Origin of the sequence: Streptomyces sp. NPDC093149, from assembly GCF_044754145.1 — a bacterium.
In the GTDB taxonomy this organism is placed as follows: Bacteria; Actinomycetota; Actinomycetes; order Streptomycetales; family Streptomycetaceae; genus Streptomyces.
In genome coordinates this window covers 102,851-117,067 of record NZ_JBIVON010000006.1, presented here as the reverse complement: position 1 = coordinate 117,067, position 14,217 = coordinate 102,851, and the positions used below count along the sequence as shown (strand labels likewise).

13 protein-coding genes are annotated in these 14,217 nt (G+C 72.2%); 10 read left to right on the top strand and 3 right to left on the bottom strand.

All coding sequences use genetic code 11. The features are described from left to right. The first annotated feature begins 143 nt into the window (after positions 1 to 143). The 4 genes from ACIQCZ_RS19745 (at position 144) to ACIQCZ_RS19730 (ending at position 3,317) form a co-directional block, all read left to right on the top strand. Positions 144 to 686, top strand: coding sequence for a GntR family transcriptional regulator (locus tag ACIQCZ_RS19745; RefSeq protein ID WP_402283714.1), 543 nt, complete (start codon positions 144 to 146; stop codon positions 684 to 686). Further along, complete coding sequence (locus ACIQCZ_RS19740; protein WP_402283713.1) at positions 683 to 1,468, top strand: GntR family transcriptional regulator; 786 nt, start codon at positions 683 to 685, stop codon at positions 1,466 to 1,468. The genes ACIQCZ_RS19745 and ACIQCZ_RS19740 overlap by 4 nt, the downstream gene beginning before the upstream one ends. A gap of 224 nt (positions 1,469 to 1,692) precedes the next feature. After that, entirely contained in the window at positions 1,693 to 2,475 is a 783-nt protein-coding gene (locus tag ACIQCZ_RS19735; RefSeq protein WP_402283711.1) for an HNH endonuclease family protein, read from the top strand. Positions 2,476 to 2,570: 95 nt separating this feature from the next. Beyond that, positions 2,571 to 3,317, top strand: a complete 747-nt coding sequence (locus ACIQCZ_RS19730; RefSeq protein WP_402283710.1) for an N-acetyltransferase — start codon at positions 2,571 to 2,573, stop codon at positions 3,315 to 3,317. A gap of 156 nt (positions 3,318 to 3,473) precedes the next feature. Here the strand turns inward: ACIQCZ_RS19730 and ACIQCZ_RS19725 are convergent, their stop codons facing one another. Both ACIQCZ_RS19725 and ACIQCZ_RS19720 read right to left on the bottom strand, forming a co-directional pair. After that, on the bottom strand, positions 3,474 to 4,217 hold the full coding sequence (locus ACIQCZ_RS19725) for a hypothetical protein (RefSeq protein ID WP_402283708.1): 744 nt from the start codon (positions 4,215 to 4,217) through the stop codon (positions 3,474 to 3,476). A gap of 78 nt (positions 4,218 to 4,295) precedes the next feature. Beyond that, positions 4,296 to 4,688: a hypothetical protein gene (locus ACIQCZ_RS19720; protein WP_402283706.1), complete on the bottom strand. Its 393-nt coding sequence runs from the start codon at positions 4,686 to 4,688 to the stop codon at positions 4,296 to 4,298. 208 nt (positions 4,689 to 4,896) lie between these two features. Here ACIQCZ_RS19720 and ACIQCZ_RS19715 point away from each other — a divergent pair, with 208 nt between their 5' ends. The 6 genes from ACIQCZ_RS19715 (at position 4,897) to ACIQCZ_RS19690 (ending at position 11,564) form a co-directional block, all read left to right on the top strand. Then, a complete protein-coding gene (locus ACIQCZ_RS19715) occupies positions 4,897 to 7,077 on the top strand; it encodes an N-6 DNA methylase (protein ID WP_402283704.1) in 2,181 nt (726 codons plus the stop codon). Between the two features lie 120 nt (positions 7,078 to 7,197). After that, positions 7,198 to 7,896 (top strand): hypothetical protein, encoded by a 699-nt coding sequence (locus ACIQCZ_RS19710; protein WP_402283703.1) that lies wholly within the window; start codon positions 7,198 to 7,200, stop codon positions 7,894 to 7,896. Continuing rightward, complete coding sequence (locus ACIQCZ_RS19705) at positions 7,893 to 9,431, top strand: protein kinase (protein WP_402283701.1); 1,539 nt, start codon at positions 7,893 to 7,895, stop codon at positions 9,429 to 9,431. Before ACIQCZ_RS19710 ends, ACIQCZ_RS19705 begins: the two co-directional genes overlap by 4 nt. A gap of 216 nt (positions 9,432 to 9,647) precedes the next feature. Beyond that, positions 9,648 to 10,466, top strand: a complete 819-nt coding sequence (locus ACIQCZ_RS19700) for a glycoside hydrolase domain-containing protein (protein WP_402283700.1) — start codon at positions 9,648 to 9,650, stop codon at positions 10,464 to 10,466. Positions 10,467 to 10,541: 75 nt separating this feature from the next. Continuing rightward, a complete protein-coding gene (locus ACIQCZ_RS19695; RefSeq protein WP_402283698.1) occupies positions 10,542 to 10,736 on the top strand; it encodes a hypothetical protein in 195 nt (64 codons plus the stop codon). 186 nt (positions 10,737 to 10,922) lie between these two features. Further along, positions 10,923 to 11,564 carry a GNAT family N-acetyltransferase gene (locus ACIQCZ_RS19690; RefSeq protein WP_402283696.1) on the top strand — a complete coding sequence of 214 codons (642 nt, stop codon included), beginning with the start codon at positions 10,923 to 10,925 and terminating at the stop codon, positions 11,562 to 11,564. On the opposite strand, the gene ACIQCZ_RS19685 is transcribed toward ACIQCZ_RS19690, so the two are convergent. Next, entirely contained in the window at positions 11,474 to 14,170 is a 2,697-nt protein-coding gene (locus ACIQCZ_RS19685) for a YfhO family protein (protein ID WP_402283695.1), read from the bottom strand. The two genes, ACIQCZ_RS19690 and ACIQCZ_RS19685, sit on opposite strands and share 91 nt — an antisense overlap. Between the last annotated feature and the right edge of the window lie 47 nt (positions 14,171 to 14,217).

The following is a 14,217-nucleotide window of genomic DNA, read 5'->3' as shown; positions in this document are numbered from 1 at the left end:
CGCCTTGCTCGCGGGCCGTAACGTGAGGGGGCTGTACTGCTATTCGCAAAAAGCAGCAAGGTCTACTCTGTGGAGGTGCGACCGGCTCGCCTACCGTGTGATGCGGCAGGCTGGTACAGGCGTTGGCTGCGGAGGAGAAGGACATGGGCGACAGTGAATGGATCAGCACTTCGGTGCCGTACCTCTCCGCGTCTCCCGGAGCCCGAGGTGACGCCTGGGCCGCGGAGGCTGCGGCAGAGGGGCGCCGGGGCAGTCAGTGCATTGTCCAGGCAGGCGAGGTGGAGGCTCCGGGAGCGGTCGCGGAACTGCTGGGGACACGCGCCGGTCAGAGCGTCGTCGCACGTCGCAGGATCATGTATCTCGACGGCGAGCCGTGCGAGTTGACGGACACGTACTACCCCGTGGACATCGCGGGCGGTACGGGCCTGGCCGGGACTGCCCGGATTCCCGGCGGGGCGATCAGACTCCTGGCGGACCTGGGCCATGTCGGCGTTCGCGTGCGCGAGGACGTGACCGCGCGGCAGTCGACCGAGTACGAGCGGAAGCAACTGTGTTTGACGGCCGGTGAACCGGTACTGCAACTGACCCGGCTCACGTTGGACGACACGGACCGGCCCATTCAGGTCGACGTGATGGCCATGCCTCCACGCCGCCAGAAATTGCGGTACGAGATCAGGATCGGATGACTGTGCCCAGACCCGAAGCGGATGCCGTCGACCGCCGCTCGCTGCACGAGCGCATCGCGGCCGACCTCAGGGACCAGATCATGGGCGGGGATCTCGCTCCTGGTGCCAGCCTTCCGTCGACCGTGCATCTCAAGGATCGGTTCAATGCCTCGAACGCGACCGTGCAGAAGGCATTGCAACTCCTCAAGGACGAAGAGCTGGTGATCGGCAGGCCGGGTGCCGGGGTGACGGTCCGCGTGCACCGTCAACGAACCGTCCGCCCGGCCTCGTACATGGCTCCGGCAGGTTCGGGTGAGCCATACCGCCGGCTGACCGAAGCTGCAAAGAACGGTTCCCGCGCCCGCAGCACACTCCTGGAGGTCGTCGAGTGTGAGCCGCCCGCGGATGTCGCCGAGGCGCTCCGGCTCCCGAAGTCGGGTACCGCACTTCTGCGGCGCCAGCTTCTCGTGATGGACGACGAACCGGTGGAGTTGGTCGCGTCCTACTACCCGCTGGAGATCGCACGGGGCACGGTGATGACAGAGCGCCGAAGGATTCCCGGCGGGACGCCGACCCTGCTGGCGGAGCTGGGCTACCCGCCTCGGCTGAGCGTGGACCGGGTCTCCGCGCGGGTGCCCACGCAGGACCAGTACCAGGCGCTTCGGCTGCCTGGTGACCTGCCGGTGCTCCGAACCCTGCGCGTGGTCTACAGCGACGACGAACGGCCGATCGAGGTGACGGTCATGGTCAAGGCGGGCCATTTGTACGAGTTGCAGTACGAGTTCACGGCCGAGTGCGAGTGAGGGCATGCGTGGCCGGCGGAGGTGTCCGGGAGCTCTGTGCTCGAACATCCGGTTCGTCCCGGGGCGCAGCCCCGATGAAAGAACCCCTCAGGTGCGCCAGGCGGCTCGACGGGCAGTGTGATTCAGGCCGCATCCGGCCCGAACGGTAGCCATGTGCATGTCTCTCGGGGAAGGCGTCCGTAGGATTCCCGGGATCAGCTTTCTCCCCGTCAGGACGGCTTCGAGTGATACCTCCCCGCGCGTACCGAGTGATGCTGCCCGCCCTCAGTGTGGCGGCGGTGCTGGCCCTGGCCGGCTGCGATCCCGAGCAGTCGGCCTCCGGGACCGGGCAGGAGGGCGGCGGGTCCCGGGGCGGCGGGCAGGCCGCCACCGGATTCGGGGCCAGCCCGCTCGACAACGCCGACGGTACGAAGCCCGGTCTCGCGCCGCTCGCGTCCGAGGCGGACAGGGCGGCCGGCAGGAAGATCATCGAGAAGGTGGCGACGAAGGGCCGGGGTCCGAAGACCGGGTACGCGCGCGACAGGTTCGGATACGCCTGGAAGGACTCGATCGACGGGATACCGCTGGCCAGGAACGGCTGCGACACCCGTAACGACCTCCTCGCCAGGGACGGCAAGGACGTGAAGTTCCGGTCCGGTTCGGACTGTGTGGTCGTGTCGATGACCCTCAAGGACCCGTACACCGGCTCGACCATCGAGTGGCGCAAGCAGCAGGCCACGAAGGTCCAGATCGACCATGTCATGCCGCTCTCGTACGACTGGCAGATGGGCGCCGCGCACTGGAACGACACCAAGCGGCAGCAGATCGCCAACGACCCGCTCAACCTCATTCCGGTGGACGGCCCGGCCAACAACGCCAAGCGGGACTCGGGTCCGGCGTCCTGGCTGCCGCCCTACAAGCCGATCCGCTGCTCGTACGCGGTCCGGTTCGCGCAGGTTTCGCTGAAGTACGCGCTTCCGGTCACCACCGCGGACAAGCAGGCGATGCTGGAGCAGTGCGGGGGCTGACAGGCAGGTGCCCCGCTCCGAACGGTCCGTACCCAAGGCTGTGACGTGCGGAAAACGGTTTGGCACCGGTGATGTCGCTGCCTAGCGTGGGGTGCATGGACCTGACCATCACCACCCTCGCCGCCCGTCCCGAACTCGCCGGAGCGGCAGGGCGGATGCCGGACAGTTGGCCGGGATTCGTCCTGGAGGACTTGGTGGGCTGGGCGAACTACCCCAGGATCGCCGTCGATTTCCCGGAGTACGTCCTCGTCGCGACGGACGAGGACGGCGCCGTCGTCGCGCGGGCGTACAGCGTGCCGTTCGCGCTGCATGCCCCGGGGCGGGAGGGGCTGCCCGAGGGCGGCTGGGACCAAGTGCTGCTGTGGGCGTTCTCGGACCTGCGGCACGGACGTACGCCGGACACCGTCAGCGCGATCGAGATCGCGGTCGCCAACGGGCGCCAGGGCGAGGGGATCTCGGCACGGATGGTCGCCGCGATGCGGGAGAACGCCGGAAGGCTCGGGTTCGCCGACCTTGTCGCGCCGGTGCGGCCGAGCGCCAAACACCTGGACGTCTCGGCCCCGATGGAGGAGTACGCCCGCCGGACCCGGGCGGAAGACGGACTTCCGTACGATCCGTGGCTGCGCGTCCATGTGCGGGCGGGTGGGGTGATCGAGGCGGTGGCGCCGGTGTCGATGACGGTCTCCGGCTCCCTCGCACGGTGGCGGTCCTGGACCGGCCTGCCGTTCGCCGAGGACGGCCCGGTGGAGGTGCCGGGCGCACTGGTGCCCGTGCAGTGTTCGGTGGCTCACGGGTACGCGGTGTACGTGGAGCCCAACGTATGGGTGCGACACCGCGTCTGAGGGCTGTCCCGTGGGCATCCGTCGTGGCCCCGGACGCGGGCGCCGGGAGGTACGAGGGTCGTCCCGTGGGTATCCGTCGTGGCCCCGGCCGCGTTCGCCGGGAGGCAGCCGCCCGTGAGGGCGCAGCCCCCCGGCGTCCGGGCGTGCGTGTGGGTGTCAGCCGGCCATCTTGTCCGGGTCGACGATGTCCTTGGCGGCCGGCTCCTTCACCACGACGGGCTTGTCGAACTCGGAGAGCCTCATCGTCATCGGCTCCTTGCCGTCCTTCGAGTCGACCTTGAGCACGTACGGGGCGCCTTCGGCGGCCACCAGCATCGTGTAGGTGCCCTCGCTGTCCTTCTCGGTGAGGCGCAGCGCTCGTTGGCCGTCGACGGTGGTCTCACCGCTCTTGCGGGCCGCGTTGTCGTTCGTCTCGAAGTCCTTCAGCAGCGCGCCCAGGTCGCAGAATTCGAGCATGTCCTTGTTGTCGGCGTCCGAGGCCTTCGACTTCATCCAGTGGCCGGCGAGCAGGTCGACCGCTGCGTCGACGTCCGCGGCGGGCTCGCCCTTGGACTGCTCGCGCAGCATCGCCTCGTCGAACTTCGTGTAGAGCGTGTTGCCGGTCTTGCGGACCTCCATGGTTCCCGCCGGGCCTATGGACATCGTTCCGGTGCAGGCGCCGGAGGTGTTCATGGCGAAGTGGGCGGAGATCGGTCCGTCACTCGTCTTCATGTCGACGGCGATCTTCATGGACTTCGCCTTCTTCGTGGTCTTGAGCGCCTTGTTGGCGACTTGGGGGCCCGACATGTCCGCGAAGGGGCCGGTCGCCTTGGCGGGCGAGGCATCGGTGCCGCAGGCTGCCAGGCCGAGGAGGGCGAGGGCGCAGAGGGTGTTGACGGTGGTACGGGCGAGAAGGCGCATGGCGGAGGTCTCCGTGAGGTGAGGCGGGCGGGGAGGGGGACGGGGCGGGGAACGCGGTGGGCGGGCTTCGCGGGCGTGTCAGCGGAGGACCGGGCGCGGATCGGCAAAGAGGTACGGGGCGGTGGCAGGCGCCGGCGGGGTGCCGGCGGCGGCAGCCTTGGTCACGAGCACCGCGCCGACGCCCGAGAGCGTCAGCGCGATCACGCCGAGCACGGCTCCGAAGGTGGTCGTCCCACGATTGGTGGCCTCGCCCCGGCCGGCGCGGCGCCGGCCGGTCAGACCGAGGGCGAGCGCGAGGAGACCGAGCGCCGCCGCGAGCCAGAAGAGCGCCCAGACCAGGCCCATGACGCTGCCGGCGATGCCGAGGACGAGCGCCGTGGTGCCCAGCCCGTTGCGCGCCGGACGCTCGCCGGGTGCGCGAGCGGGCGTGTACGCCCGCTGCCGCGGCGGCGGTTCGGGGTACCCGGACATGGCTGGGCCCTTCGGTGAATTTCGACAAGGGGGCGTGAACGGTCGCCCGGATCCCTGCGGATGCGGTGACAGGTCAATAACAGCAGAGCCTGTGAACCGAGTCAACACAAATCATGCGCGATGTTCTTTGTCGTGCTGTGAACCGATGCGATCGGCCGGAGGTCGCTATGCTCACCCACACAGCGCCGACGGATCAGGGAGACAGTCAGTGCCGGAGAACTCGACCGAGGTGACCGCGGCCGGCATCGCCCGGCTCGCGGGCGTGGGACGCGCCGCCGTCAGCAACTGGCGCCGCCGGCACGCCGACTTCCCCAAGCCCGTCGGCGGCACCGAGACGAGCCCCTCCTTCGCGCTGCGCGAGGTCGAGCAGTGGCTGCGCGACCAGGGCAAACTCGCGGAGGTCCCGCTCCGTGAGCGGGTCTGGCAGCAGCTCGCGGGGCACCCGGCCGGCCCGGTCCCCGCCCTGGTCCACACGGGCTGCGCCCTGCTGCTCCTGCGGGACAGCCCCACCGCCTGGCGGGAGATCGCCACCGTGTCGGACGAGGCGATGGCCGGTGTGCTGTCCCTCGCCCTCGACGATCTGCTCGCCGCCCGCTTCGGACCGGCCGCGGAACCCGGACGGGCTGTTCACGCTCCCGGCCGCGCGGAGCTGCTCCCGTCCGTGCCGCTGCTCCGGGGGGTTGCGGAGCTCGCCGCGGAGCAGGGCGTCCGGGAGACCTTCGAGTTCCTGCTCGGCCGTCAACTGGACGCCAATCCACGCCAGTACACACTCACCCCGCCCGGACTCGCCGCACTCATGGCCGCCCTGGCACAGGCCGGGAAGCAGCCGGCCCGCACGGTCCTCGACCCCGCGGCGGGCACCGGCGCCCTGCTGCGCGCCGTCGGCCGCCCGACCGCCCTGTACGCGCAGGAGACCGACCCCGACCTCGCCGCACTCACCGCGCTGCGGCTCGCCCTGCACACCGACTCCGCCAACGGCTGCGCCCTCGCGGTACGGACCGGTGACACCCTGCGCGCCGACGCCTTCCCGCGGCTCGCCGCCGACGCCGTGCTCTGCCACCCGCCGTTCAACGAACGCAACTGGGGCCACGACGAACTCGCCTACGACCCCCGCTGGGAGTACGGCTTCCCGGCCCGTACGGAGTCCGAACTGGCCTGGGTCCAGCACGCGCTGGCCCGTCTGCGCGAGGGCGGCATCGCTGTACTGCTGATGCCCCCGGCCGCCGCCTCGCGCCGTTCCGGCCGCCGGATCCGCGCCGATCTGCTGCGCCGCGGCGCCCTGCGCGCCGTCATCGCGCTCCCGGCCGGCGCCGCACCCCCGTACGGCATCCCGCTCCACCTCTGGGTGCTGCGCAAGCCGGTCGGCGGCCTGCGCCCCTCGCCGGAACTGCTGCTCGTCGACACGGCCGAATCCGCCGAATCCCCGGCCGCGGGCCCCGGCGCCACCGCCCCCTCCGGCGGGCGCGACCGGCTCGACTGGCAGGCGGTGCACGGCGCCGTGCTCGCCGCCTGGCAATCGTTCGAGGGCGAGGCCGAAGGCGAGGGCGAGGACACGGGCGCAGGCGCGGGAACAGGCGAGGGCAGGATCGGCCGGGCGGACGGGACGGGCCCCGCCCGCCCGTTCGGGACCCGCCCGGGCGTCAGCCGCGCCGTCCCCGTCATCGAACTCCTCGACGACGAAGTGGACCTGGCCCCCGCCCGCCGTCTGCCGCCCCCGGCCGCCGCGGGCGGACCGGCCGAACTGATCCGGGTACGGGAGCGGCTGACCGAGACGCTCGGCCTCACCGGCACCCTCACCCCGCCGGCCGTGCCCCCCCGCGACCCGGCCCACTGGCCGCTCACCACCGTCGGCGAACTCGCCCGCGCCGGCGCACTCCAGCTCCGCACCGGCGGCTCCGGCACCGGCCCGGTCCCCGTCCTCACCGAACACGACGTCCTCGGCTCCACCGCCCCTTCGGGAAGCCTGCCCGCCGACGGGCCCCCCGAGGAGCCGCTCCTTGTCGAGACGGGCGATGTCGTCGTCCCCGTGCTCGGCGGCGGCGCCGTCGCCCGCGTCATCGACGACGCCACCGCGGGGGCCGCGCTGGGCCGCAACCTCCAGCTGCTGCGTCCCGACCCGGCCGCCCTCGACCCCTGGTTCCTCGCCGGCTTCCTGCGCGGCACCGCCAACAACCGCCAGGCCAGCAGCTACGCCTCCACCGCCACCCGGCTGGACGCCCGTCGCCTCCAACTGCCCCGGCTGCCACTCGCGGAACAGCGGAGATACGGGGAACGGTTCCGCGCCCTGGCCGCGTTCGAGGACGCGCTCCGGCTGGCCGGCCGGCTCGGCGGACAGCTGATCCAGGGGATGTACGACGGGCTGGCGGACGGCACGGTCCCGCCGGAGTGACCTGAGCCACAACGGTTCGGTACAACCCGGGGCCGGTCGCCGGTGTCGCCCTTTACGCTCGGAGCTGCGTACACGGAGCGTGTGCGCGGACGTTCCACGACGAGGTCTCCAGGAGCAGCCATGTACGCCCCCGGTCATCCGCCGACGCCGCCGCGCCGGGTTCCCAGCCGGGCCTGGATCGTCTCGGTGCGCGTGCTGTTCGTCGTGCTCACGGTCTGCTCGTTCGGCATGCTGCTGTGGAGCCCGCTGCTCCGTCTCGCGATCGTGCGCCGCCGGACGTCCGACTGGTGGCTGACCGGGGCCGGTTTCGTGTTCGTCCTCGTGTCCCTGATGATCCTCGGCAGGGACGGCAGCGATGAGCCCGTCGGCATCGACAACGTGCTCATACCGCTGCTGTTGCTGGTGATGGTGGCCGCTGTGGCGTACTACCTGGTCGGGGACATCCGGCACCACGAACAGCTCACGGAGCGAGACCTCATGGGCGGGTACGCGCCCCCGGCACCGGGATACGCGTACGTGACCACGCTGCCGATGCGCACGCCCGCCCCCGGACCTGTCCCGACGTACGCGCCCGCCCCCACGGCCGCGTACGCACCTGCCCCCGCTCCCACGGAAGCGCCCGCGCCCGCCGCCACTCCCACCGACGCGCCCGCCGCCACTCCTGCGAAAGCGCCCGCGCCCGCTGCCGCTCCCACCGACGCGCCCGCGCAGCGGCCCCCGACCCCGGTCCGGGCGCCGCACCGGCACCAGCGGATCGATCAGGTCCGGGCCGAGCTGGACGAGTTGAGCGACTACCTCCGCAAGGAGGAGGGCCGGTGAGCGGACGACTCATCGGCGGGCGGTACCAGCTGGCGACCGTGCTCGGCCAGGGCGGCATGGGCCAGGTCTGGACGGCCTATGACCAGCGTCTGGATCGCCGGGTCGCGGTGAAGCTGCTCCGCCCCGACCGCGTCACGGGCCCCATCGGCAGCGAGGCCGCGGGCGAACTGCGCCGCCGCTTCGTCCGCGAGTGCCGGGTCACCGCCCAGGTCGACCACCCGGGCCTGGTCACGGTCCACGACGCGGGCAGCGAGGGCGACGAGCTGTTCCTCGTCATGCAGTACGTCGAGGGTGCCGACCTCGCCGACCATCTCGCCGAGCACGACCCGTACCCCTGGCAGTGGTCCGTCGCGGTCGCGGCCCAGCTCTGTGCCGTTCTCTGCGCGGTGCACGCGGTGCCGATCGTCCACCGCGACCTCAAGCCCCGCAATGTGATGGTCCGTCCCGACGGCACCGTCACCGTTCTGGACCTGGGCGTCGCCTCGGTCCTGGACACCGACACCACGCGTCTCACCCACACGGGTTCACCGATCGGCTCCCCGGCCTACATGGCGCCCGAACAGGCGATGGGCGGCGCGGTCGGCCCGTACACCGATCTGTACGCACTCGGCGTGCTCCTCCACGAACTCCTCAGCGGGGACGTGCCGTTCGCGGGGTCGACCGCTCTCGGTGTGCTGCACCGCCACCTCCACGAGCCGCCGCTCCCGGTCCGCCGGGTCCGGCCCGACATCCCCGAACCCCTCGAAGCCCTGGTGCTGCGGCTGTTGGCCAAGGACCCGCAGCACCGCCCGGCCAACGCCCAGGAGGTGTACGAACACCTCGCCCCGCTGCTCCCCTCACCGGGCACCGCGATCCCCACGGGCCCGCTCGACCCGACGCGTCCCTTCCTGCGCCCGCACGCCCCGTGGCCCGACCGCGCCACCGCCCCGGACCGGCCCTCGGCCCCGCTCGCCCCGGCGACGGACCGGCGCGATGTCGCCGCCGCCGTGGACGACGTCAAGAAGCTGCTCGGCGAGGGCCGGATCACCCAGGCCGTGGACATCCTCGGCTCCATCCTCCCGGTCGCGGCCGAACAGCACGGAGCGGACTCCGCCGTCGTCCGCATCCTGCGCAAGCAGTACGCGGCGACGCTGATGGACGACGGCCAGTACCGCCGCGCCCTGCCCGAGCTGCGCCGCCTCGCCGAGGACCGCGCGGCGGAGGCGGGCCCGGCCGACGCCCAGACACTCCAGTTCCGCTACGACGCGGCCCAGTGCCTGGAACAGCTCGGCGAACCGGCCGCCGCGCTCGCGGAGTACCGCGCGGTCCTCCCGTACTACGAGAACCACCACGCCACGGGCGGCGACCCGGCCCGCTCCTTCGAGATCCGCAACCGCGTCGCACACCTGCTGCTCGCGGTCGGCGACCAGGTGGCGGCGCGCGTGCAGTTGCAGGGGCTGCTGTACGACACGGAGCGGGCTTACGGACCGCACTATCCGCTGCCGGTGGAGCTGCGCCGCCGGCTCGACCGGCAGGCCGAGATGCGGGGCGGCTGACGCGCGGCGGAGCCCCGACGGTCACGATCAGACGGTCAAATGAGTAATGGACACGCCAAGTTTCCGCAATGGATTGCCACGGAGATCGCTGCCGGGGTCGAAGACCGACCGCGGCGTGAGACCGTGATCTGCCGCCGGGGCGGCTGACGACCCGCCTGCCCCGTCGGCCTCACACTTCTTTCGAGCACTGCCGAGGTCTCTGTGCCTTCTCACCGCATGTCCAGGAAGCGCCGCCGTATCTCCCTGGCCGTGGCAGGCGTCGCCGTCCTCGCCGGTGGCGCGTTCGTCGCCCAGGCCGCCACCGCCACCACGGTCTCCAGGCCCGCGCCGAAGATCTACACCGGCCATGTCTTCGACACCTGCACCGCACCGTCGCTGACCACCATGAAGGGCTGGTACAGCTCCTCCGTCTACCACGGAGCCGCCGTGTACGTCGGCGGGAAGAACCGCGGCTGCGCACAGCCCAACCTCACCGCCTCCTGGGTGAAGTCCGTCAGCGCCACCGGATGGAAGCTGGTCCCGCTGTACGTCGGCGCGCAGCCGCCGTGCCAGACGAGCGCGAACCCGGAGAAGATGACCGCCGCCAACGCCACCTCGCTCGGCGTCACCGACGCCGACGACGCGGTGGCGAAGGAGGCCGCGCTCGGCATGAAGCCGGGCAGCCCGGTCTACCTCGACATGGAGTACTTCGACCCGAAGAACACCTCCTGCGCGAACACGGTGCTCGCCTACATCCGGTCGTTCGACAAGACGGTCAAGGCCAAGGGGTACTGGTCCGGCTTCTACGGCTTCAGCAACTCCAGCGCCGCCGTCGTCGCCAACGCCACGAACCGCACGGACCTGCCGGAGATCCTCTGGTACGCCAGCTACGACGACGTGTACTCCACCACCAAGGGCTTCCCGTACGCCTCGACGCTGTACACCGGGCACCGCCGCGGTCACCAGTACGCCGTCAACAAGAAGGTGACGCACACCGGAGGCACGCTCACGATCGACCGGAACGCCTGGGACGCCCCGGTCGCGATCGTGGGCTGAGGCCTCTCGTCCGGATCACGGGCCGATTCGTCCGGAGCACTTCCGCGGGCCGGGATGGTCGTTGATGATGTCCGGGTGACCGACCGCATCAGCGCTCTGCTCTCGGCCTTCGGCGTCCTCGCCGGCACGTCGTTGCTCGTCCTTGCCGTTCGTGAGTACCGCTCCGGGGCATCAGCCCTCTGGATCGGGGCCGGAGCCGCGATCCTCCTCAGCACCGTGTACACGCTCGTGCGGGACGTGCGACGGCTCCGCGCAGGGGCGTCGGCCTGACGAGCGGCACCGGTCGCGCGTTCGCCGAACACGACGACGAGGCCGAAGCGCACGGCCAGTGCGAAGGCCGGCGAGGTGGCGCCGACGAAGTAGGCGCGTCGGCCGACCGCGAGAGTGAGGGCGAAGGGCAGCGCGCGGGCGAGAATCGACTGGTCCTCCGGTCCCGGCGGTCGATACCCTCCGCCCGTGATCGAGGATGTGACAGAGGCTGTGGCCGGGTGTGCCGGGGAGGAACCGGGGGGCGGGGAGGCAGGATCGCCCCGGGAGGTCTGCTGGCGGGGCAGGGACGTCGCCTTCGCGCCGCTCGACGTCGACGACGCGGAGCTGGTCCATGCCTGGCGCGCCGACCCCGTGGCCGCCCATGAGGTCGGCATGTGGCCGCGTTCTCTCTCTGCCGTGCGCGAGCGCATCGAGCGCGACCGCGACGAGCACGACCGCGACGACTTCCTCGTCCTGCTCCCCGACGGCACGCCGATCGGCCACATCGCCCTGACGGACCAGGACATGGTCGACGGCACGGCCGAGATCACACTGGTACTGGACCCCGGCCACCGGGGCCGGGGCCATGGCGTGGACGCCGTGGACGCACTGGTCGACCTCGCCTTCGGTGAACTGCCCATGCACCGCCTCCAGGCCGTCACCCACACCACCAACACCGCGGCCCTCGGCGTCCTGGCCGGGGCCGGGTTCGTGCAGGAGGGGGTGCGCCGCTCCGCCTGCCTGCACCGGGGCCGCCGTCACGACGTCGCGGTGCTGGCCCTGCTCCGGGACGAATGGCAGGCGCTCGCCCGGCCTCGGTCCTGGGACGTGCCGGTCACCTGCCGGTGACCTGGGCCAGGGCCTCGGTGGTTCACTCCTGGGTGGCGTGATCTTCGCTGCTCCGCCCTTCGGCTCCACGGTCCGGGACCCGCAGGGCGGATCCTCGATCCGAACGAGCGGGCCGCCGGCTCCCGGAGGCCGCCCCCCCGCCTTCGCCGCCACGCCCCCCACACCCCGGCCATCGTCAGGGCGAGCGCCGCGCCCGCGCCGATCACCGCACCCGCCCGCAGGCCGGGGGGCCGGAACGTGCAGTCGACAAAGGCGCCACGGGCGGGGACCGGGGTGGCGACCAGACCCAGGTAGCTGTCGGCGGGCCGCCCCTGGCAGCTCCAGCCGGCGATCCGGGGCGCGGCGATCACGACCGTTCCGGTGCTGCCGGGCGGCAGTTCGGCCCGTATGCCGTCGGCAGCGACATGGACGGCGGTCGCGCCCGTACGCTCCAGCCCGGCGACCGCCGAGGCCAGCCGGGCCCGGTCCAGGCAGCCGATCGCCCCGTGCGGCACGGTCCCTTGGCGTACCGAGGTGAGTGTGACCACCACCGGCGCGCTCCCGCCCGCCGTACCCAGCCGCTCCATCGCGGCGCGCCGGGCCGGCAACTGCCCCTTGAACTCGACCTCCGGGCCCTTGCCGAGCCGCGCCGAGCCGAACAGGCCGGGAGCCCACAGATACGCCTGCGAGCCCGCCGGGCATCGGGCGGTCAGCGTGTACGTGCCGCGCCCCACCCGGTAGTCGTACGCGCCCCGGTCCGCCACCGCGCCGCCCCCCGCCGCGCGCAGCACCGTCTTCGGCACCGTGTACACCGTCGAGCCCAGCAGCGCCTCCTGGTTGCGGTAGGGCGACCGGCTGTACGGCACCGGGCCGCCCGGCGGCCGTACCGTCACGAGCGGCGGTGCCTGTTCACGGCCCACCGTCACCGGCCGGTCGTCCGGGGCGTTCCACACCTGATGGGGATCGCGCGGCCCGCGTACCCGCGCACCGACCGAGAAGATCGCGTCCGTGACGGGGTTGTCGAGGCTCTGCACGGCCCGGCCGCCCGACGTCCACCCGCCGCCCAGCGCACGGAGCGTGCGGGTCAGCACGGCGGGCGTGTGACTGCTGTAGTACGCCGCGCCCTGGCCGCCCACCAGCAGCGGATCGTTCGCCGTGGTCTGTTCCCGGCCGGGGTCGGTGCGATAGCGCGGCCAGCCGTCGGCGCCCGCGACCGCCGCCGCCTGTACGCGCTGCCGCTCGCCCCAGGGCGCGTAGTGGTCGAGCCGGTTCAGCTTCTGCCGGTCGGCGAAGGCGGTGGTCGCCGCGGCCTGCCCGGCCTGCGCGCCGATCAGCAGTACGGCGGCGAGCACCGCGAACCTCCGGCCGCACCCGACCAGCAGCAGCGAGACCGCCGCCGCCACCAGACCGGCCGCGAACAGCGGATACGTCCACCGGGTGACCAGGCCGCTGAATCCGGCCCCGGCCGCGAACAGCACCAGCACCGTGCCCCCGCCCAGCAGCGCCCGCCACCCCGGCCAGTCGTACGAGACCGAGACCCACGCGGCGATCACCACCAGCCCGGCCAGCACGAACGTCTGCCGGTACGGACTGCCGTTGGGGGTGGCGAAGGCATGCCAGAGCAGATGTGTCGGCCCCCACTGCAACGACAGCGCCACCCCCGCCACCAGCCCCGCCCACGCCCACCGCTCGCGCCGGGGCACGGACCGCTGGAAGGCCAGCGCACAGGCCAGGAGCAGGGTGCCCGTGCCGAGGAAGAGGGCCGGGGTGAAGAAGCTGTACGTGCCGGGCAGCAGCCGGGCGAGCACATCGGGCCAGGCGGCGGGCGCGAACGTGCGGTCCCAGCCCGGGTAGGCGTGCTTCGTCCCCAGGTAGACGGGGATCAGGACGGGCGCCGCCAGCCCGACCCCGACCCCGACCGTGCAGACCGCCCGCGCCAGTCCCCGTACCACCGTCCGCCGGTCGTCCCGCTCCGTGACGAGCCGCACCGCCAGCACCAGCGCGGCACCGAGCGTGGCCATGTAGGCCGTGTAGAAGTTGGCCGCCCACACCACCGCGACGAGCAACGGCGCGGCGATGCGGTGCCGTCCCGTCCTGGACCACTCGGCGGCGAGACAGAGCAGCGGCAGCGCGACCAGCCCGTCCAGCCACATCGGGTTGTACGAGGCCTCGACGACCGACCAGCCGCACAGCGCGTACGAACCGCCCAGCACCCCCGCCGCCCACCAGCGGCCACCGCGCAGCGTCAGCAGCAGAAGTGCCATGAGCGCCGCGGCCGACGCCATCTTCAGGACCGTCACCACATAGACCGCGAGATCGATCCGGTCGCGCGGAAAGACTCCGACGAGCAGGGCGAACGGGCTGGTCAGATAGGTGCCGAGATCCGGCAGGAAGCTGGTTCCGTACCCGGACGACCAGTTGAGCAGGATGCCGCCGTCCGCGTTCCCGTGCAGCAGGTCCCACAGCCGGGAGTGGAACGGTACGAACTGATTGCCGAGGTCGTTGACGCTCCGGGTGCGCGGTCCGAACGGGAAGCTCCGCGCCCAGGCGTCACCCGCGCAGACGGCGGCGACGGTGAGCAGCGCGGCGAGCGAACCCGCGTACGAACGGGAGCGGAAAGTCGGCATACGCAGGAATATGCCAGCCTCGAATACACAAACCGCGCCCGGAGCAA

What these genes read in the sequence shown, in the direction of transcription:
- ACIQCZ_RS19745 (WP_402283714.1), top strand. Translation starts at nt 144, where the DNA reads ATGGGCGACAGTGAATGGATCAGCACTTCGGTGCCGTACCTCTCCGCG.
- ACIQCZ_RS19740 (WP_402283713.1), top strand. Translation starts at nt 683, where the DNA reads ATGACTGTGCCCAGACCCGAAGCGGATGCCGTCGACCGCCGCTCGCTG.
- ACIQCZ_RS19730 (WP_402283710.1), top strand. Translation starts at nt 2,571, where the DNA reads ATGGACCTGACCATCACCACCCTCGCCGCCCGTCCCGAACTCGCCGGA.
- ACIQCZ_RS19725 (WP_402283708.1), bottom strand. Translation starts at nt 4,217, where the DNA reads ATGCGCCTTCTCGCCCGTACCACCGTCAACACCCTCTGCGCCCTCGCC.
- ACIQCZ_RS19720 (WP_402283706.1), bottom strand. Translation starts at nt 4,688, where the DNA reads ATGTCCGGGTACCCCGAACCGCCGCCGCGGCAGCGGGCGTACACGCCC.
- ACIQCZ_RS19710 (WP_402283703.1), top strand. Translation starts at nt 7,198, where the DNA reads ATGTACGCCCCCGGTCATCCGCCGACGCCGCCGCGCCGGGTTCCCAGC.
- ACIQCZ_RS19700 (WP_402283700.1), top strand. Translation starts at nt 9,648, where the DNA reads ATGTCCAGGAAGCGCCGCCGTATCTCCCTGGCCGTGGCAGGCGTCGCC.
- ACIQCZ_RS19685 (WP_402283695.1), bottom strand. Translation starts at nt 14,170, where the DNA reads ATGCCGACTTTCCGCTCCCGTTCGTACGCGGGTTCGCTCGCCGCGCTG.